This is a genomic window from Winogradskyella ursingii (assembly GCF_013403975.1).
In the GTDB taxonomy this organism is placed as follows: domain Bacteria; phylum Bacteroidota; class Bacteroidia; order Flavobacteriales; family Flavobacteriaceae; genus Winogradskyella; species Winogradskyella ursingii.
This window is the reverse complement of the sequence record NZ_JABFDH010000002.1, coordinates 627456-647611: the sequence shown is the minus strand read 5'-3', so window position 1 is coordinate 647611 and position 20156 is coordinate 627456. Positions and strand designations below refer to the sequence as shown.

General features: G+C 34.9%; 20 protein-coding genes and 1 tRNA gene. 8 read left to right on the top strand and 13 right to left on the bottom strand.

Annotated features, from left to right (window positions below; all coding sequences use genetic code 11):
* Positions 1 to 73 precede the first annotated feature (73 nt).
* The gene (locus HM983_RS06655) at positions 74 to 2077 is read right to left on the bottom strand and encodes a glutamine--tRNA ligase/YqeY domain fusion protein (RefSeq protein WP_179344606.1); all 2004 of its coding nucleotides are present in this window, start codon (positions 2075 to 2077) and stop codon (positions 74 to 76) included.
* 143 nt (positions 2078 to 2220) lie between these two features.
* On the opposite strand from HM983_RS06655, the gene HM983_RS06650 reads away from it, so the two are divergent.
* The 3 genes from HM983_RS06650 (at position 2221) to HM983_RS06640 (ending at position 2967) form a co-directional block, all read left to right on the top strand.
* A complete protein-coding gene (locus tag HM983_RS06650; protein WP_179344605.1) occupies positions 2221 to 2421 on the top strand; it encodes a zinc ribbon domain-containing protein in 201 nt (66 codons plus the stop codon).
* Positions 2422 to 2482: 61 nt separating this feature from the next.
* Complete coding sequence (gene folB, locus HM983_RS06645) at positions 2483 to 2845, top strand: dihydroneopterin aldolase (protein ID WP_179344604.1); 363 nt, start codon at positions 2483 to 2485, stop codon at positions 2843 to 2845.
* 51 nt (positions 2846 to 2896) lie between these two features.
* A tRNA-Cys gene (locus HM983_RS06640) sits at positions 2897 to 2967 on the top strand.
* 141 nt (positions 2968 to 3108) lie between these two features.
* Here the strand turns inward: HM983_RS06640 and HM983_RS06635 are convergent.
* From HM983_RS06635 to rnr, 4 genes are all read right to left on the bottom strand, one after another.
* On the bottom strand, positions 3109 to 3789 hold the full coding sequence (locus HM983_RS06635; protein ID WP_179344603.1) for a LysE family translocator: 681 nt from the start codon (positions 3787 to 3789) through the stop codon (positions 3109 to 3111).
* Between the two features lie 37 nt (positions 3790 to 3826).
* Positions 3827 to 4498, bottom strand: coding sequence for a head GIN domain-containing protein (locus HM983_RS06630; protein ID WP_179344602.1), 672 nt, complete (start codon positions 4496 to 4498; stop codon positions 3827 to 3829).
* Between the two features lie 248 nt (positions 4499 to 4746).
* Complete coding sequence (locus tag HM983_RS06625; protein ID WP_179344601.1) at positions 4747 to 5046, bottom strand: YbjQ family protein; 300 nt, start codon at positions 5044 to 5046, stop codon at positions 4747 to 4749.
* 79 nt (positions 5047 to 5125) lie between these two features.
* A complete protein-coding gene (gene rnr, locus HM983_RS06620; protein ID WP_179344600.1) occupies positions 5126 to 7321 on the bottom strand; it encodes a ribonuclease R in 2196 nt (731 codons plus the stop codon).
* Between the two features lie 656 nt (positions 7322 to 7977).
* Between rnr and rpiB the strand changes: the two genes are divergently transcribed.
* The 4 genes from rpiB (at position 7978) to HM983_RS06600 (ending at position 10799) form a co-directional block, all read left to right on the top strand.
* Positions 7978 to 8412 (top strand): ribose 5-phosphate isomerase B, encoded by a 435-nt coding sequence (gene rpiB, locus HM983_RS06615; RefSeq protein ID WP_179344599.1) that lies wholly within the window; start codon positions 7978 to 7980, stop codon positions 8410 to 8412.
* 130 nt (positions 8413 to 8542) lie between these two features.
* Positions 8543 to 9454 carry a cation diffusion facilitator family transporter gene (locus tag HM983_RS06610; RefSeq protein WP_179344598.1) on the top strand — a complete coding sequence of 304 codons (912 nt, stop codon included), beginning with the start codon at positions 8543 to 8545 and terminating at the stop codon, positions 9452 to 9454.
* An 81-nt stretch (positions 9455 to 9535) separates the two neighbouring features.
* Positions 9536 to 10300 carry an SDR family NAD(P)-dependent oxidoreductase gene (locus HM983_RS06605; protein WP_179344597.1) on the top strand — a complete coding sequence of 255 codons (765 nt, stop codon included), beginning with the start codon at positions 9536 to 9538 and terminating at the stop codon, positions 10298 to 10300.
* 55 nt (positions 10301 to 10355) lie between these two features.
* Positions 10356 to 10799, top strand: coding sequence for a GNAT family N-acetyltransferase (locus HM983_RS06600; RefSeq protein ID WP_179344596.1), 444 nt, complete (start codon positions 10356 to 10358; stop codon positions 10797 to 10799).
* Here the strand turns inward: HM983_RS06600 and HM983_RS06595 are convergent.
* From HM983_RS06595 to HM983_RS06560, 8 genes are all read right to left on the bottom strand, one after another.
* A complete protein-coding gene (locus HM983_RS06595; protein ID WP_179344595.1) occupies positions 10796 to 11644 on the bottom strand; it encodes an OmpA family protein in 849 nt (282 codons plus the stop codon). The two genes, HM983_RS06600 and HM983_RS06595, sit on opposite strands and share 4 nt — an antisense overlap.
* 64 nt (positions 11645 to 11708) lie before the next feature.
* Complete coding sequence (locus tag HM983_RS06590) at positions 11709 to 13349, bottom strand: S41 family peptidase (RefSeq protein ID WP_179344594.1); 1641 nt, start codon at positions 13347 to 13349, stop codon at positions 11709 to 11711.
* The gene (locus tag HM983_RS06585; protein ID WP_179344593.1) at positions 13346 to 14161 is read right to left on the bottom strand and encodes a DUF4349 domain-containing protein; all 816 of its coding nucleotides are present in this window, start codon (positions 14159 to 14161) and stop codon (positions 13346 to 13348) included. The genes HM983_RS06590 and HM983_RS06585 overlap by 4 nt, the downstream gene beginning before the upstream one ends.
* 5 nt (positions 14162 to 14166) lie before the next feature.
* Positions 14167 to 14541: a ribonuclease P protein component gene (gene rnpA, locus HM983_RS06580; protein WP_179344592.1), complete on the bottom strand. Its 375-nt coding sequence runs from the start codon at positions 14539 to 14541 to the stop codon at positions 14167 to 14169.
* Positions 14542 to 14725: 184 nt separating this feature from the next.
* On the bottom strand, positions 14726 to 15115 hold the full coding sequence (locus HM983_RS06575) for a hypothetical protein (RefSeq protein ID WP_179344591.1): 390 nt from the start codon (positions 15113 to 15115) through the stop codon (positions 14726 to 14728).
* A gap of 162 nt (positions 15116 to 15277) precedes the next feature.
* Positions 15278 to 17125: a M1 family metallopeptidase gene (locus tag HM983_RS06570; protein ID WP_179344590.1), complete on the bottom strand. Its 1848-nt coding sequence runs from the start codon at positions 17123 to 17125 to the stop codon at positions 15278 to 15280.
* A 10-nt stretch (positions 17126 to 17135) separates the two neighbouring features.
* Positions 17136 to 18740: a S8 family peptidase gene (locus HM983_RS06565; RefSeq protein WP_179344589.1), complete on the bottom strand. Its 1605-nt coding sequence runs from the start codon at positions 18738 to 18740 to the stop codon at positions 17136 to 17138.
* A gap of 9 nt (positions 18741 to 18749) precedes the next feature.
* A complete protein-coding gene (locus tag HM983_RS06560) occupies positions 18750 to 19610 on the bottom strand; it encodes an MBL fold metallo-hydrolase (protein ID WP_179344588.1) in 861 nt (286 codons plus the stop codon).
* 199 nt (positions 19611 to 19809) lie between these two features.
* Between HM983_RS06560 and HM983_RS06555 the strand changes: the two genes are divergently transcribed.
* Positions 19810 to 20124: a DUF202 domain-containing protein gene (locus HM983_RS06555; protein ID WP_179344587.1), complete on the top strand. Its 315-nt coding sequence runs from the start codon at positions 19810 to 19812 to the stop codon at positions 20122 to 20124.
* Positions 20125 to 20156: the final 32 nt, after the last annotated feature.

Sequence of the window (20156 nt, the reverse complement as noted above, 5' to 3'; positions counted from 1 at the left end):
AGTTTATCTAAAATTAACAAATTCTTTATCTCAAAAAAACATTCGGCATCAAAAGTTTTGTTAAAACTAAGTTTTAGAGGTCCGCTGATTCTTTGACCAACAAATCGTTCTTATCGTCTTTACATTTCTGAATAAACTCATTTATAGCATCATTTCGCTTTTGTCCCGTATTTAATAATACTTTTAAAGTAATTAAAGTTGCGATGCGCGTGCCCACTTTTTTCATCGCAGTGCCAAACCAAGGTTCCAGCTCTTCATAGGATACCTTTTTTGCCAATTCCTGAATTTCTGCCTTAGTTCTTAGTTGCTTTTCTTCGGGTAGATTTGTATACTTTTTTCCTAACTGTTGAATAATGCTAATAGCTGGGCGCTTTGGTTGTTGTTTCGGTTTGTTTTGATTGGTCTGTTTTGGTTTTGGCTTCTGCTTTGCCCAACTATCGCGCAATCCAACCGTTTTATTAAATACTAATTTATCAGATTTTGAATCATCATCGACGTTAAAATAACCTATACGCTGAAATTGAAAACGCTCACCAATCTCGGCATCCTTTAAGCTGGGCTCTACATAACCTGTGATGATTTTAAGCGAGTTCGGATTAATAAACTCCATAAAATCCTTGTCCTTGTGCGCATCTGGTGATTCATTCATAAAAAGACGATCGTATTCTCGAACTTCAGCTTTAATTGCATGTTTTATGGATACCCAGTGCAGTGTACCTTTTACTTTCTTTTCGGTGTCTTCTGAATAAGTACAGTGAATTTCCGTTATGATTCCGTTTTCGTCTTTTACGACGCTTTCCGCTTTTATGATATAGGCATTTTTCAACCTTACTTCACCACCAAGTTGCAATCTGAAGAATTTCTTACCAGCTTCTTCCTTAAAGTCTTCTCTTTCGATATAGATTTCTCTTGAAAAAGGTACTTTTCGGTAACCGGCAGATTCATCTTCTTGATTGTTTTCGGCTTCCAGCCATTCTTCTTTATCTTCAGGGTAATTGGTAATGACCACTTTTACAGGATCTAAAACCGCCATAACTCGATTAGCGCTTTTGTTTAAATCCTCACGAATACAGAATTCTAACAACGAGACGTCGATCACGTTTTCGCGTTTTGCTACACCTACTTTTTCGATAAATAGTTTTATGGATTCTGGCGTATAGCCTCTTCGTCGCAATCCAGATATTGTCGGCATTCTTGGATCGTCCCATCCGTTTACAATGCCATCCTCAACCAATTTGAGCAATTTACGTTTGCTCATAATGGTGTAACTCAAGTTTAAACGAGCGAACTCACGCTGTTTTGGTAACATAGGAAGATCTTCCTTAGCATAATCATATACATTGTGCTTAAACCAATCGTAAAGCGGTCTGTGAGGCTTAAATTCAAGCGAGCATAAACTGTGCGAAACCTGTTCGATGTAGTCGCTTTCTCCATGTGTCCAATCGTACATAGGGTAGATGCACCATTCGTTTCCGGTTCTATGATGTGATTTCTTTAGAATACGGTACATCAAAGGATCGCGCATAAGCATATTTGGATGTTGCATATCGATTTTTGCGCGTAGAATGTGTTCGCCTTCATCGAATTCGCCATTTTTCATTCTTTCGAATAAATCTAGATTTTCTTCTACACTTCTATTTCGATAAGGCCCTTCCACACCTGGTTGTGTTGGTGTGCCTTTCTGCTCTGCCATAGCTTCGGAAGACTGGCTATCTACATAAGCTTTTCCGTCTTTAATCAACAAAACTGCCCAATCGTAAAGTTTTTGAAAATAGTCTGAGGAGTACAACTCGTTCGCCCATTTATATCCCAACCATGATATATCACGTTTTATGGCATCAACATATTCTTGCTCTTCCTTGGCTGGATTAGTATCGTCAAATCTAAGGTTAACAGGCGCATTGTAGCTTTCGCCTAAACCAAAACTAATCCCAATAGCTTTAGTGTGCCCAATATGTAAATAACCATTTGGTTCTGGTGGAAAACGAAATCTTAGTTTATCGCTTGATAAGCCGTTTTCTAAATCTTCTTCTATGATATGCTCAATAAAATTGAGTGATTTTTTATCTTCTGACATGGTTAAGGTATTAGAAATTAGGTGTTCTAATTGACTTGAAACTTATTATTTCAGGCACGCTAATTCAACGCACAAAATTAAGTAAAATGTAACATTTATAGTTGTTTTTATACCAATAGTATAAAGATAAAACGATTAAAATTATGAAATATAAATGCCCAAAATGTGAAAACACCACTTATGAAATCGGACAAATGCGAGCAACTGGTGGTACGTTGTCTAAAATCTTCGACATTCAAAATAAAAAGTTTACCTCAGTAACATGCAAAAAATGCACATATACAGAGTTTTTCAAAGCTAAAACTGGAGCTTTGAGTAATATTTTTGATTTTTTTACGCAGTAAATCAGATCAGAGGCCACCGCAAATTAAAAATTGAGTCAAGACTTTAATGTATTTTTGCATTATGGGAATAATTAAGGTTGAAAATATCCGTGTGTTTGCAAATCACGGCTGTTTAAAAGAAGAAACAAAGATTGGTAGCGATTACCGTGTAGATTTAGAGGTTGAAGCTGACTTAAAAAAATCTGCTAAATCTGATGCGCTTAAGGATACGGTTGATTATGTGCTGTTAAACAAAATTGTACGTGAGGAAATGGGACGACCGTCCAAACTACTTGAAACGGTAGCCCTGTACATTTTAGATCGCGTCTTGAATGAATCTGAAATGACCCAAAAAGTAACCGTTTGGGTGAGTAAAATAAATCCGCCAATTGGTGGAGACGTTGAAATGGTTACTATTAAAATGTCGAAGGAGCGAAAAATCTAGCTCTAAGTAGCTAAAAAGGTATATAATTTATATATTTGCCCTCCTTAAAAGGGTGTCGTGGCCGAGTGGCTAGGCAGTGGTCTGCAACACCATCTACAGCGGTTCGAATCCGCTCGACACCTCTGAGAAACCTTCAATGTTTATTGAAGGTTTTTTTATTTTTCAATTTTAGGGTAATTTGAATAAAGTCTGACGTAATATAAATTGATATCTCTCTTCCCTATTTCTATAAGTATAACCCCGTCTCAATAAGAAAAGTAAATTTAAATAGGGTTCACACGTTCAATCTGCTCAATGCCTTTCTCGTAAAGTTTTGGAAAAAGACCTTGGGACAATAAGAGCAAACCGAATCCCAGTATTACCAGTGCGACTATCTTTTTTGTTTTAAATACCAGTCTCGGCGTGAGTCTTTTTCTGAGTCGTTTAGCTATGGCAATTTTAAATAAATCTGCTAAAAAGTAGGTAATTAACATGGTGGCGATAAACACCAAAACACCATTTTCAGAATTAGTTAAAGACGTACCAATTACTATAAAACCGAGCCATCCTAGTAATACACCTATATTTATAAAATTGAGTAAAAACCCTTTTACAAATAGTTTTCCATAATCTTTTTTTGGTAGTTTAATCTGTCTGTGTGCTCTAACAATATCCCTAAAGGATTTAGACGTTTTTATATAAGAAATAATACCATACACCACTAGCAACATACCTCCAAAAACCAAAAAATTTGGATCGTCTTTTATCTTATCTATAAGTTTGTTGGTACTGAAAAATGCTACAGCAATAAAAACAATATCTGCGAAGATGACTCCTAAATCAAAAATAAGAGCGCATGTAAAACCTTTGGTAGCACTAGTTTCCAGCAGGACAAAGAAAACAGGTCCTATGGTGAAGGCTAAAATAAGTCCAAATGGTATGGCTGCTAAAATATCATCTAACATGGAAATGGTGCGGTTTACACAAAAATACAAAAGTAAATTACATCACTTTTACCTTACCTCCCAATACTTTGCTCTCTATTACATTCTTTGGATTACCGTAAACAAAGATTGATCCGCCTGCTCTAATACTTACGTCGGCTTCTTCTGTGGCATGAATATAAGCTTCTCCTCCAGCCTTAATACTAACTTCCGTACGGTCGGTCATGTGTTTTTTTCCATTAAAAATTCCACCTGTAAGTATGGATATATCTTGATATTTAGAACTCCCATTAACGTTAATTATTCCTCCTGTCACTGCTCTAAATTCTGCTGAATTCGTATTTAGCTGTGCTATAATTTCTGCACCTTCCTGCGCTCTTAATTCAATATTATTTTGATCAATCACATTTTTTACTGTGATTTTAGCTCCTTCATTTGCATCAATCGTAGAAACAGAGGTATAATACAACGTTATCTTAGTGTCATTACCATCGTAAATTTCATCAAGATCCATTCGGATTTTTAACTTGCCATTTTTATTGACGATTTCTACATCACTTTTGTTTTTACCCTCTATTGTAACTTTATTCTCATTGGATTTAACCATATCAACATTGATTAAATCGAACACTTTAATCTCATTAAAAACTCCAATATTCTTTTCAATGGAATTTTGTCCTATGCTCTTCCCAGAAACGAGCAGAATTAAGCATAAACATATAGTCTTCATAATTCTTTCTATTTTATAGTTATTACTTTTTTGAAAAATAACCACTTGAATTGAATTTTTGGACCAGATTGCGTTTGTATTATTTGTTCTCTCGGCGACAAAATAGTTGCAATTCCCGCAGTTATAGCAGATATAATTAATATACTGACCTTATCAAAAATAAAATAGATTAAGCACCAAACTATTAAATAAATCACAAAAAATATGAGAACACTTAATATGCTGGCTTTAGTTTGAAGTTTCATAATCTAAACTGCCACTTTTACTGCCGTACCAGTAACCGAAACCATGGCGTAATTACTGGTAGTGAGTTCTATTTCTACTTTAATACCAACCACTGCATTCGCTTTTAATTTCATCGCATTTTCCTGTAATCGTTGAAAGGCTGTTTCCTTAACCTTATCAACGCTTTTTTGAATTTTTTGCGAATATTTTGATATGCTAAAACCCATAGCTATGGCTTCTTCGTTCATTGAAACGCCTGTAACGATACCTAAGTAATCTTCTATTGGATGGTTTTCTATTGAGTTGGTTGTGGTTAGTATCATGATTGATTCTATCTTATAATGATTTCACGAACTTTTCTGAATTATTAAAAGTGTCATTCTGAAAGCTCTGGTTAAAAAATTATTGTGGCTTACCTACCATGTAAAAATCAAGATGCTTTTTCACTAAATCCGTATTCTTCACTTTTACAATCACCTCATCACCAAGCTGATAAACTTTACTTGTTTTTTTACCTACCATTGCGTACTGATCTTGATCAAAATAATAATGGTCATCTTTCATGTCTCGTACGCTCACCATTCCTTCGCATTTATTAGAAATAATCTCTACATAAATTCCCCAATCGGTGACGCCAGAAATTACACCCAAAAACTCTTCGTCTTGGTGGTCTTGCATAAAACGAATCTGCATGTATTTAATAGAATCTCTTTCTGCCTTTGTAGCTAGATATTCCATGTTACTCGAATGATTACATTTTTCCTCATAGATTTCTTCGTTTGCAGAAGGCTCACCATCTAAATAACGTTGTAATAAACGATGTGCCATCACGTCTGGATAGCGACGAATTGGTGAGGTAAAATGACTGTAATAATCGAAAGCTAAACCATAATGACCAATGTTATGTGTTGTATATTCAGCCTTAGACATGGTTCTTATGGTTAAAGTGTCTACTAGATTTTGTTCTTTTTTACCCTCAACATCTTTTAATAAATTATTTAATGATGATGCAATGCTGCCTCTATCCTTAAAATTTAATTTATGGCCAAAACGTCCCACAATGGTTTGTAACTGTGCTAATTTAGATTCGTCTGGCTCATCATGAACACGATATACAAATGTTTTTTGAGGTTTTTTCTTCCCAACAAATTCTGCTACTTTTCTGTTGGCTAAAAGCATGAATTCCTCAATAAGTTTATTGGCATCTTTACTGCTTTTAAAGAATACTCCAACTGGGTTGGCTTCTTCATCCAAATCAAATTTTACTTCAACTTTATCAAAAGAAATAGCACCTTCTCGCATGCGCCTAGAACGCATTTTTTTTGCCAATTCATCCATCTTTAAAATGGCATCTGCAATCGCTTGATCCGTTTTGTAAACTTTTCCCGTTAAAGAAACTTCCTTGGGAATATCATTTGTTTTGGACTCAATTATTGCTTGAGCTTCCTCATAAGCAAAACGTGCATCGGAATAGGTTACGGTTCTACCAAACCATTCGTTTTTAATTTCGCATTTATCATTCATTTGAAACACAGCAGAAAAGGTATACTTTTCTTCATGTGGTCTTAAAGAACATGCACCGTTTGAGAGTATTTCTGGCAGCATGGGCACTACTCTATCTACTAAATATATAGAGGTTGCACGCTCGTAAGCTTCATCATCCAAAACAGTACCTGGTTGCAGGTAATGTGATACATCTGCAATGTGAATTCCTATTTCGTATAAGCCATTATCCAACACTTTAAACGATAAAGCATCATCAAAATCCTTTGCATCTTTAGGATCAATGGTAAAGGTTAGATCTTTACGCATATCTCGACGATTAGCAATTTCTTCTTTGGAAATGGATAAATCTAGTTTATTGGCAAATTCTTCAACTTCGTGTGGAAATTCTAAAGGCAATCCATATTCAGCTAAAATTGAATGGATTTCAGTACTGTGTTCGCCTGGTTTACCCAAAACCTCGAGCACCTTACCGTTAGGTGAATCTGCCTTGTCTGGCCATTCTTCTATAGAAACCAAGACTTTATAACCGTCTTGGGCTTTCATTGTTTTATTAATAGGTACAAAAATATCGGTATACATTTTTGAACTATCAGGTACTACAAAGGCAAAATTCTTTTTCTCATGAATTTGAATGGTCCCTACATACTCTGTCTTTGCACGTTTGATAATTTTAGTAATTTCACCTTCTTGTTTACCTCTGTGCTTTCGCTTATAGGCATAAAATTCAACTTCATCTCCATCCAATGCTTTGTTAATATTATTTGAAGCGACGAAAATATCTTCCTCAAAATCATCTGAAATGATATAACCATTTCCTTTTTGTGACATATCTAAAATACCCGTGTGGTATTCCGTGTTAACAATGGCTTTAAATTTGCCACGCTCCACTTCTTCGATTTCTTGTTTGGCTTTTAGTTGAGCTAGTTTTTTTATGATCTGATTGCGACTGCTGGCATCGTTAACGCCAAGTTTAGAAGCGATTTGTTTGTAGTTAAAGGTTTTGTTTCTTTCCTTTTTTAGTATACCTAAAATTGTATTTGTTAGGTTGGAAATCTTGTTATTTCGAGATTTCTTTTTTTTCTTTTTTGTCATTTAATTTGTAATCTTATTCGTTTCCTAAAAGTGTTAGGAATTCTAATTTTAAAACTTAATCAAGGCGAAGAGAGGTTATTAAGTTTTTACAAAGCTACGATTAATTAATTGAACTGTGTTTAGGTAACGTTAAATTAATGAAAATTGCACTTATCAACATATATATACATATTATCATTTTTCTTTTAAAATTTAAAAAATAAAATGATAGTTATTATAGCTTGTTAATAGTGCGCATAACTTTTTTAGACTTTATTTTGAGAAGTGACTTATCACATTTACTTAATACGTAGTTAACATTAAATTTACATCTAAATACTTAATATTAAAGCATATTTAAAAGCTATCAACATGATGTTAATAACCGATGTTAATAGAAATGATTGATAATATTTTACTCTTTTTTTGTTCATTGCAATACAAAGTATGTTTAATAACTCGCTCTAAAAAAATGGTTAACTTTTTTGGTGATGTCAATCCTGTTTTTGCTTGGAAAAAATGATTGGATAATCCTAATTTTACTTTTAAAGAGTTGTGAACACTTATTAACATGTAATGAGTGTTTCTATTAACCGAGATTAATTATTTGTAAATTTGTTGATATCATATTAATGAGGTTTCTGTCTTAACAAAAACAATTAAAAACAATTAACAAGATGAAAATAGCAATAGGGAATGACCACGCAGGCCCAGAATACAAACTGGCCATTTTAAAATATTTAAACGAAAACGGACATATTGTTACCAATTACGGTACAGATTCTACCGATAGTGTAGATTACCCAGACTTTGTTCACCCTGTAGCACAAGATGTAGATCTTGGCAATGTAGATTTAGGTATTCTAATCTGTGGGAGTGCTAATGGTGTTGCTATGACTGCTAATAAATACCAAAAGGTAAGAGCTGGCGTATGTTGGACCAAAGAAATTACTGAATTGACTCGTCAGCACAATAATGCTAACATAATTTGTATTCCGTCACGGTTTACCTCAATTCCGCAAGCATTAAAAATGGTGGATACGTTTTTAGAAACGGATTTTGAAGGTGGTCGTCACCAAACACGTGTTGATAAGATTCCACTATCTTGCTAATACTGTTATCCCGAGCATTGTCGGATATTTTTTTACTAGAAGAACTTCGTATTGTGTATAGACAGACAATTCTATAAGATAAAAAGATGAAGTCTCTCCTCTGCTTTTTTTTTTAGAGATTTTATAATTCATGGGACATACGCACTCACATAACCATTCCCATAACGACTTAAATGGTCGTAATCTTCTTATTTCAATTTTTTTGAATGTTCTTATTACCGCTGCACAAATAGTTGGAGGTTTAGTATCTGGTAGTTTGGCATTATTAAGCGATGCTCTGCATAATTTTAGTGATGTGGTTTCGCTGATTATCAGTTTTACAGCAAACAAATTAGTTAGAAAAAAAGCATCATTAACTCGAACCTTTGGTTATAAACGTGCCGAAATTCTCGCTGCTTTTATCAATGCAGCAACGTTAATTGTAGTTGCTATTCTTTTGATTTTTGAAGCTATAGAACGTTTTCAAAATCCACAAGAAATAGAATCTAGTCTGGTAATATGGCTATCAGGAATTGCAATTTTAGGTAACGGTTTTAGCGTACTTCTGTTAAAAAAGAGCTCTAATAATAATATGAATATGCGCAGTGCGTATCTGCATCTTTTAACAGATATGATGGCGAGTGTAGCAGTTTTAATTGGCGGCTTATTAATGAAAACTTACGAAATTTGGTGGATTGATAGTGTGCTCACTTTCGCTATTGCTATATATCTCATTTGGATGGGATTTGATTTATTGAAAGAATCCACCAAAGTATTAATGTTATTTACACCAGACTCCATACCGGTAGATAAAATTGTTCAAGATTTAAATGAGTTCAAGGGCATTAAAAATGTGCATCACGTTCACATTTGGCAGCTTAATGAAGACGAAATTCATTTTGAGGCTCACATCGACTTTACAGAGGATATTTTATTGTCGCAGTTCGACTTGATTTTAGATGAAATTGAAAAATATATTTTTCATAATTACGACATTAACCATGTTAACATTCAACCTGAATTCAAAAAACGTGATAGCAAAGATGTGATTGTCCAAGATTAAATTTTATCATAGTATCAATAAATTTATTTTTTAGGTTAACTCGTTCTCAATTTATCCACTATCTTTTTTTAAAATAAAACTATGGAAAGATTTAAGGATAAAGTAGTGATAATTACAGGTGGCTCTGGTAGTATTGGGTTTACAACAGCACAGCGATTGGCATCAGAAGGAGCAAAAGTTTTATTGGTAGATATTGATGAAGATGCTCTTAAGGACAAACAAAATAAAGCTGAAAAAGATGGATACAATATGTCTTATGTTGCAGCAGATGTGACTAAAAGCGAAGATGTAAAAAAGTATGTTGAAGTCTGCCTAGAACGATATCATAAAATAGATTATTTTTTTAATAATGCAGGTATTGAAGGTATTGTAAAACCAATGCAAGATTATCCTGAAGACGAATTTGATAAGGTCATTGCCGTAAACGTAAGAGGTGTTTATTTGGGCATGAAGTATGTGATTCCTAAAATAGAAGATGGAGGTAGTATTGTTATTTCATCTTCTGTGGCAGGATTACAGGCAACACCTGGTATGGTAGCATATATTGCGAGCAAACATGCTGTAATTGGGATTATGAGGACTGCAGCTTTAGAGTTGGGCGAACGAAACATTAGGGTCAACACCGTAAATCCAGGTGTTGTAGACAACCGTATGATGCGTTCTTTAGAAGAAGGTCTAAATCCGGGAAATGCTGAAGAGGTTAAAGATGACTTTGAAAATCAAGTTCCACTAGGACGCTACGCAGAACCAAAAAATATAAGTGATATGGTGACATTTTTATTTAGTGATGACTCAAAATATTGTCATGGAAGCACCTTTATTGTAGATGGTGGCATGCAAGCCTAAAATTAGATGTTTTAATACCACATTTATGTTTATTTTTGAGAGTTAATAGTCAACAATGCTTTCAATAACTACTAAATTATTTACGGAACTTACAACTCAGGAACTCTATGATTTGCTTCAATTAAGGAGCGAAGTTTTTGTTGTGGAACAAGATTGTGTTTATCAAGATATAGATGGAAAGGATCAAAAAGCCCTTCATGTTTTAGGTTTTAAGAATGAAAAGTTAGTAGCGTATACGCGTATATTTAAACCTAATGATTATTTTGAAATTTCCAGCATTGGTAGAGTAGTAGTACAGGAAAAAGAGAGAAAACACAAGTATGGTTATGATATTATGAAAGCTTCCATTGCAGTTATTAAAAACTATTTCGATGAAACAAAAATAAAAGTTTCAGCACAAGTGTACTTAAAACGCTTTTATAATAATTTAGGTTTTTTTGAAGTTGGTGAGGAATATTTGGAAGATGGAATTCCGCATATAGTAATGATCAAAAATTAATTTGAGCTTTTAGGTTTTTGAATGATTCGTGTCACTAAAATTTCAACACGTCGATCCAAATCTGGTTCACCACCCAATGGAAATTTACGTCTTTGTCCCACAAATTTCATACGGTATTTTTGAACACCTTTTTCGGCCAAATAATCATATACGGTTTTAGCTCTGGCCAAGGACAAATTTCGTTTTTTAGTTTTACGGTCAATAGCATCTCTTTCACCGTATGTACAGCATACATGACCCTCTACAGTAAAGTATATACCTGTACGTTCCACCAATATTTCAGCGATATCATCTAAAACTTCTTTAGATTCCTTTGTTAAATAACTATAACCTGTTTTAAATAAAATATTCTCAAGCTGAATTTTATCACCTTCCTTTAATTCACCTTTTAAAAGATCTTCTGTGCTTTCTGGAGCAGGAGGTTCAACTTTTTCTCTAGGTGGATCGTAGGGCTGTACAATGATTTCTACCTTACGATTGAGACCACGTATTTTATAGAGATCATTATCGTTGACTACGTTGAGAAGTATCTCACCTTTACCATCTACATTGGTAATCACAGATTCATCAAATTCATTGTTGGAAAACACTGTTTTTATAGCATCGGCACGCTGCTGTGAAAGTACTAAGTTGTAAGAGTCACTACCCCTGTCATCACAAAATCCATAAATTGAAATTTTCTGGATGTCCATATTTTCAATTTCAGAAAGAAATAACAAGAGCCTGCTTTCCTCGGTTTCAGGTATGTCATATTGATCTGTTAAAAAGTAAACTTGATGTTTTATCTCTTTTTGAGCTAAACCAAGTTGAAAACTTAAGAATAATATGGGAAGTAAAAACTTCATCTACTTTTTATTTTACTGAGTGTGTTTCACTTCAGGGTGTTTAAATATATAAATTTTTATCAATTTACCTCAAAATACTCGCGTATTGCGAAGGATTGTTAAGTATACCTTGCGCCTTTTTTATTTCAGGATTATTCGCCGTATAATACGTGTATAGACCTTCACTATAGAAATAGCGTTTAATAATTTCATCTGTAATTAATGATTTCAAAAGGGCTTTATCATTATCAATTGCGCTCGATTTATAATCTTGTAAGGCTTTTATTAAATTATTGTATTCCGAATCTATAGTGTTTTCAAGTTCCTCATCTTCAGCTACTGCAATCGCATTGTTAAAGGCTTTTTCGGTATTGGTTTCAAAATCAAAACCTGTAGTTTTTAGATAGTTTTTGAAATTTTTAAATTCAGAATCAGACAATTTGAAGTTTTCTAAATCTTCCACAGTATTATTGTAATAATAGTTAGTCGCAAAATCAAAAATCAAATATTCGCTCATAATAGCTTTTGAAATTGGTGTTTTTTTGGAAATCTCGACCTCAATATCTGGCTGAATCCCTCCACCATCATAAACTCCACGTCCGTTTCTGGTTTTAAAAGCATTATAGTTTTCTTGTTTAACACGTGTGGCTTTACCATTTTCATCACGATTCCAGTAATCCAATGCCTGTATACAACGTCCGGATGGCGTGTAATAGCGAGAAATAGTAATTTTCATTTGGGTACCATACGTTAATGGTTTTGGACGCTGTACCAGCCCTTTTCCAAAACTTCGGGAACCAACAATCACCGCTCGATCCATATCTTGCAATGCACCAGAAACAATCTCACTTGCTGATGCGCTGCTACCGTCAATTAGAACTATTAATGGAATTTCGGTATCAATAGGTTCGCGCTGTGTGTAGTAAGTTTTATTGTATTTTTTTACTTTGGACTTTGTAGTTACAACCAATTGATTTTGAGGTACAAAAATATTGGTAACGTTTACAGCTTCGCTAAGCAAACCGCCAGGATTTCCTCTTAAATCCAAAATAAGTTTCATGGCACCTTGATTTTTAAGAGCTCTAATAGCACTCACAGTTTCAGAAGATGCGCGCTCATTAAATTTTCTAAGAACAACGTAACCTGTTGTTTCATCTACCATAGAGTAGTGCGGTACGGCCTTAATTTCCAAAGATTCCCGTATAATTTTGGCAGTATTAGTTTGTCCTTGTCGTTTGTATGTAATTTTTACTTCAGTACCAGCTGCACCCTGCAATAAATTAGCAGCGTCATCTTTGAAATCCGCAACAGAAACATTATCAACTTTTATAATTTCGTCACCAGCTTTTAATCCGGCCTTATCTGCCGCATAATCTTTATACGGTTCAATTATTACCAACTTATCTTTTAGCGTCAAAACGCGAGCGCCAATACCAGTATAATCTCCAGCATTATTTATTCTCGATGCCTCAACATCCTGTTCGTTATAGAAATTAGTGTAAGGATCTAAATCAGCCAACATACTTTTTATGGCTGTGTCCATCAAGTCGCCAGGATTAGTCTCATCCACATAATTCATGTTAAGCTCCTTAAAAAGCGTGGTGAAAATTTCTATTTGCTTGGCGATTTCAAAAAAATCGTTTTTGTAGGTGAAAGCCGAAGTGCCCAAAAAAATAAGCAGGGCAAAAACAGGAATTACCAATCGGTTACGTAGGAAGTTTTTCATTTTTTATTTCGTTTTGCAATCCACTTTCTAATGAGGAAGAATGCGATGATTATAATAATTATAAAGGGCCAAATGTATAAGATACCAAGAAAAAATACAGAAAGACCATCAAAACCAGAAACTATGGCATTCCACATTTTTGAGCCATAGGATTTGGTAACACCTGTTTCGGTCGTTCGTTTATAAAATTCTATGGTTATGGTGCTTAAAGATACTTTATTCTGTAGATATTTTAAACGGCCTTGTTTAGCTTCAATCTCTTCTCTAATGTTAGAAAGTTCACGTTCAATCTCTAGAATTTCTTTTACATTATTGGCCTTTTTTAGTAATTCTAAATACCTTGCTTCAAGTGTTTTCTTGGCTTTAAGACGCGCTTCTAAATCTATAAATTCTTCGGTAACGTCTTTGGACGAAATTTGTTTGGTATCAAAAAATTCAACATTTGAGCTTATGGCGTCAATGGTATTCTGAAAATCCTCAATTGGAATCCGAACAACCAACCGTCTTGAAATCTGATTATAACCTTTGGTTGAAGCATCATCTTGAATATAGCCTTTATATTTTGAAATTGTTGAAGCTAAATCTTTGTAAGTCTTGTCTAAGTCTTGGGTTTCAAAAGAAAGAAATGAAGTTTTTATTAATTTTTGAGGTTGTTGTTTTTCTGAAATTTGAATAGAATTGTCGTCTAAACTTCGTGCCCCTAGGTCCATTTCATCAACAGCCACTGACTTTTCGACATATTCGTCAGAACCTGTGTTGTTGGAACAGGCCAATGGCAGAGCGAGAATCCATAAGGCAATTAAAAACTTCATATCGTTTAGTCTGGGTTTGACTTCAAAAACTTTTCAAAAAGCAACTTTGTTTTTTTGTTTACTGTATCAAAAGTTGTTCCATCCTTACTAAGGTACAAAATCATAAACGCATAGGATGCTGAACTATTGTTAAAATAATGCGGTTTATTGAGTCGATAGGCCTCTCTGAGTAAGCGTTTAATTCTGTTTCGTGCAACAGCGGTTTTGTGCAGTCTTTTACTAACGGAAACTCCGGTTTTTAACGTTGTGCCATCTTCAAAATCAGTTTTAAGATAAATTAGTTTTAGTGGGTAAGCAGTTACTGCTTTTCCATCTGTAAACAATTGCTCAATGAGCTTTTTACTTTTTAGTTTCTCTTTTTTTGAGTATTTGAAGTTCATAGGGTTTTTAGACAGAAGATATTTTATCCATGATTCATTTTATGGTGAAACAAATTACAGTCAAGTATCATTTATTTTACTTAGTTAAATAAGAACAACGAAACGGTACTCACCATTATAATCGATGCTGCAATAACTGCCTGTGTTATCATCTTTGAACCAGATAAATGACCATATAGGGTTATTAGGATTCTAAATTAGTTACGTTTTTGTGACATGTTTCAATTACGTATGTATGTTCATCTATAAATTGGTTTTTATTTCTGATTTTAACAAGGGAATTATTTTGATTATCCACCATTTGAGTTCCCCACTTGATACCAAAAACACCAGTAATTCGTCTTTCAACTTCTAGAAATTCAATGTTTCCTGAAAACCAATTAGCCTTTAAACTATATATCACTTTTTCATTATCTGAGACCGTTGTAATTCGATTGTTACGAGAAAACTGATAATTTTCTTTACCACTTACAATTTCTCCCCTTTTATAATCTGACCCTGTTTTTATTGTTCCCATCGGAGCATTTTGCTCATTGTAAATAGTTGTTCTCTTATCTTCTAATTTTGCAATCATGTTCTTTTGTTTCGAATAAAATGTTTGGCTAGGTCACGAAACATTTTGGATAAGGTAAATAAAAAAACTGTCATTTCGAGCGCAATCAAATACAATGGGTTTCTATACCCAAAACATTTAGACCGCGCTCAATGTGACAGTTGAGGTGTGTTATAATGTAGCTTATTCTAAACCGAACGTATTATTATCACGCTTTACATCTGCCATCAACATTGATGGGTCTATTTCTACGCTTTTTACGGCCTTTTTAGCATCAAAAGAATAAGTAGGCATTGCCCAAGCCCAATCGTTAATTATAGTAGCAGAAGTAGGCTTTTCACCACGCATCATTTGTAGGGGAATATAAAAGTCTTCGGTCGATCCATCTACATAAGTCACGGCAACGTCTATAGGCATTGGCATTAAACCAATACGCTCTAGAGTTACGGTGTTACCTTCTACTGATTTTACCCCATAGTCAATCGTATTGGTGGTTTGAGCAAAATCTATTAAATACCAGTCTAATTCGAGATCAGTAATGCGTTCAGCTGTTCTAATAATATCCAATGGTTTTGGGTGCTTAAAGGCAAAATCATTAAAATATTGTTTAATTGTTTTCTTTAAGTTTTCTTCACCAATGACATAACCCAATTGCGCGATAAAAACAGCTCCTTTGCTGTAAGCTGCTGCGCCGTATGCCTGATTATAAACATACCGGTCTGCATGTGTGGTTAGCGGTTGCTCAAAACCTGAGTTCGCCAAGCCAATGTATCCTCTATAAGACCCTGCTAATGGATTTTCTCTTGGGTCATCGCGCAGTGAATTCATCGCCAATGCCGAAATATAACTTGTGAATCCTTCGTCCATCCATTCGTGTTTGGCCTCATTAGTAGCCAATAAAAATTGAAACCACGTGTGTGCCAATTCGTGAGCGGTTACACCCAATAGACTACCAAAACTGCGTTCTCCAGTAATAAGAGTACTCATGGCATACTCCATTCCTCCATCACCACCTTGAATCACAGAGTATTGCTTATATGGATACTCACCTATATTTTCACTAAAGTACTGCATCAATTTCACAGTTTCTGGCTGCAAATCTTTCCAGTTTTTAAGATTTTCTGCTGGTAAATCTTTTTTGTAATAAAAGTTGAGCACCGGACCGTTTGGTACCTGCATGGTATCGTGAATGTAATCTGGATCTGCAGCCCATGTAAAGTCGTGCACATTTGGTGCTTCAAAATGAAGTGTTTTCTTTCCACCCGATTTTGTTTCGTTTTTAAGATAACCTGTACCACCAACAACATAATCTTCGTCAATAGTTAATTTAACGTCAAAATCGCCCCAAACACCATGAAATTCTCTTCCGATGTAAGGATCTGCATGCCAACCTTCAAAATCGTATTCGGCTAACTTTGGATACCATTGCGTCATTGAAAGCGCTACACCTTCAGCATTATTTCGACCAGAACGACGAATCTGTACAGGAACCTGCGCATCAAAATCCATATTAAAAGTTACTTTTTCGCCTGGTTGAATCGGTTTATCTAACCTAACCTCCAACACTGTTCCAACGGTATCATAAGTTAATGCAGTACCATTTTGAGTCAATGAATTCACTTTAATATAACCAATTTCATCTGGTTTTAGTTTTGAAATTCTACTTTCGTATATAGGATTTTCTCTTGTGCCCTTATTATTTGTCATTCTTCCATCAGGATCGGCGATATTTTGAAGACGAATATCCATTTCGCTCCCTGGTTGAAATGCATTAAAATACAGGTGATAATATACACGGTTTAAGACGTCTGGTGAATTGTTGGTATAGACCAAATTCTGCTTTCCTTTATATTGAAAAGTGTTAACGTCCATGTCAATATCCATGTCATAATCCACATGTTGTTGCCAGTAGCCGTCCATATAAGATGACGATTTATTTGGCGCTTTTTTTTTGTCGCTCATTGGTGCCGAAGCACTTTGACATGCCATTATAAAGGCTAAACAAGAGAGGCTAAATAATATTTTTTTCATAATCACTAATTTATTTAATTTTTGATGCTGCTATTAGCGCATTGTATGCGTTAGCTATTTTTCCAGTTTTTGAGAGTGTATCAAATCCTTTTACATTAGTAGGGTCTCCACCAACAACCACTTTTGAGGTTATAGAAATCCCAGATTCTAAAATCACCTGTTTGACTTGCGCAGCCGTTAAGTTGGGATAATAAGAGCGTATTAAAGCTGCAATTCCTGCAACTGCTGGAGCTGCCATGGAAGTACCTCCTTTTGTATCATATTCGTTTTCTAGAACAGTGGAGTATATTTCATCTCCAGGCGCAAAAACGTCAACATTGCTTTTTCCGAAATTTGAAAAATCCGCTACAATTTTAGAACCATATTTTGGGTACAAAGCTCCTACAGAAATATAGGTGTCACTTACCTCAGACCCATTAATGTTGTCAGCTGGATAGTTTGGTTCTTTGTCAATATCTTTGCTGTCGTTACCTGCGGCATGCACAAAAACCACATCATTATCAGCTGCATATTTAATGGCGTCTCTTACCCATTCTGCATGTGGTGAAAATGATTTGCCAAAACTCCCGTTGATGACTTTTGCACCATTGTCTACGGCATATCTAATGGCTAACGCTACATCTTTATCGTATTCATCGCCATTTGGCACTGCTCTGATTGCCATCAACTCTACATTATTTGCAACACCGTTAGCACCTTTTCCATTATTGCGTTCTGCAGCAATAATCCCAGCAACATGTGTACCGTGTGATTCATCTTTTTTAACCGGTTTAACGTTACCGTTACCATAACCTATATCTGATAAATCGTTAATGTCATCTAGAGTTTTGCGACCTTTTAAATCTTTGTTTAAGTTAAAATTCAGGCGCTCGTTTATACTCACTAAGCCCTCACTAATTTCAACCTTGGCTTCTTGTAAAGAGATACCGTTGCTATTAATTTGCTGTGAAATCTGAATAGCTTGCTGCAGATTCTGATCAGTAGTTTTAATCGCATTAACTTCTTCTGCCGTATAATCTGCTTTATCGAAGTGTTGTGATAAAAGTTGATCGGCATTGTTAACTGCTTGCGCTATTTGGTCGTATTGGGTTTTTCTACCCACCCAAAGTTCACGCTCTTCATTATATAGCTTTTGAGCCTCTGCATAGCGAGGATTTGAAGTGTCTCCACTTGCAATTAAACGTACATATTCTAATTGCTCGTCATAAGTGTCACCGAGAAAATTCCATCCATGGATATCATCTACATACCCATTGTTATCGTCGTCTTTTCCGTTGTTTGGTTTTTCATCTTCGTTGGTCCATATGACGTCGTCCAGATCTTCATGATCGATGTCTATGCCAGAATCTATAACGGCAACGATAACTTTTTGGCCTTTTTTGTTTTTAATGATTTGTTCATAAGCTTTATCTACACTCATACCCGGAATGGTATCTGCAAGAAGGTCCAAATGTCCCCAATTTTGCTTTTCGGCTTCAGTGAGCTCGGTAACTTTTAATGGTGTAGAATCAATATTTTCAATAGGTGTAGAAAGTATCTCTGATGTACTGCCACAGCCCAAAAGTAAAAGTGTTAACACAATCGCTAACGGGATCGATTTAAAGTTAAATTTCATGTTTTTTATTTAATTAAATATGTTATTGCAAGTAAAAGTTTCTTTAAGCCGCACACCCTTTTCAGTATGTTCAACTGTAATAATTTCGTTGTGTGCGTCGTGCTCCAAGAACAAATAATAATCGTTTTTGGCAGCCATGTCCAAAAATAGTTCTTTTTCATCTAAGGTTAACAAAGGTCTTGTGTCATAACCCATAACAAATGGAATTGGTAGGTGTCCTGCGGTAGGCAATAAATCTGCCATAAAGCATATGGTTTTTCCTTTATAATTAATCATCGGAATCATTTGCTTGTCCGTATGGCCATTGGCATAAAAAATATCGAAACCTAATTCCGAATTTTTCTGAAGGTGACCATCTGGAAGTTGGGTAAAATAAAGCTGTCCACTTTCTTCCATTGGTAGAATGTTTTCTTCTAAAAATGAGGCTTTTTCTCGTCTATTGGGCTCTGTTGCCCATTTCCAATGATCTTTATTGCTCCAAAATTTAGCATTTTTAAAAGCGGGCTCGTAACCAGTTTTGTCTTTATTAAATTGAATGCTTCCACCACAATGGTCAAAATGCAGGTGGGTCATAAAAACATCAGTGACGTCATCTCTGTGAAATCCAAAAGACGCTAGAGATTTATCGATGTTGTCGTCACCCCAAAGAAAATAATAACCGTAAAACTTGTCACTTTGTTTATTTCCCATTCCTGTATCAATCAAAATTAGGCGATTTCCATCTTCAATCAACAAACAGCGCGCAGCAATATCTATCATATTATTTTCATCAGAAGGGTTGGTGCGTGACCATAAGGATTTTGGAACAACGCCAAACATGGCACCACCGTCTAATTTAAAATTTCCCGCTTGAATTGGGTATAATTTCATTACTTGTTTTTTGTTAAAATACGAATTGCAAATTACTAAAACCATTAAAGATATTAGGATTTCTGCTTCATTTATTAGTAGGTTTTTAACAATTTTGAGGGTATTTGTTTTTGAAGACCTCTAAAAATAAATTACATTTATCTCAAGCAAACCACCTATAATGAAACGCATTACAAAATCCCCAATAAAAATTAAAAAGATGAAACTTTTACGGTTTGGGCGCGATTTTGAGCCAGACAAGCAAGTTATCTTACGAGATTACTTGGCCATTGAGCGCACAAGGCTGGCCAATGAACGTACACTACTTTCTTATATAAGATCTTCACTCTATTTGTTGCTTGGAGGTATTGCTTTTTTTCAGTTAAAAGGCTTTCCGAACTTTAAATATCTAGCTGTTGTTTCACTGGTGTTTAGCGGTATTTTTTTTGTGATTGGCGTGTACCGATTTACACTACTTAAAAAGAGCTTAAAGCGATTATATTATAAGTCTGAAGAGCTTGAAAGCAATGAATAGCAAGTTGCCCCTAAGGTATTTTGCTTTTCAGA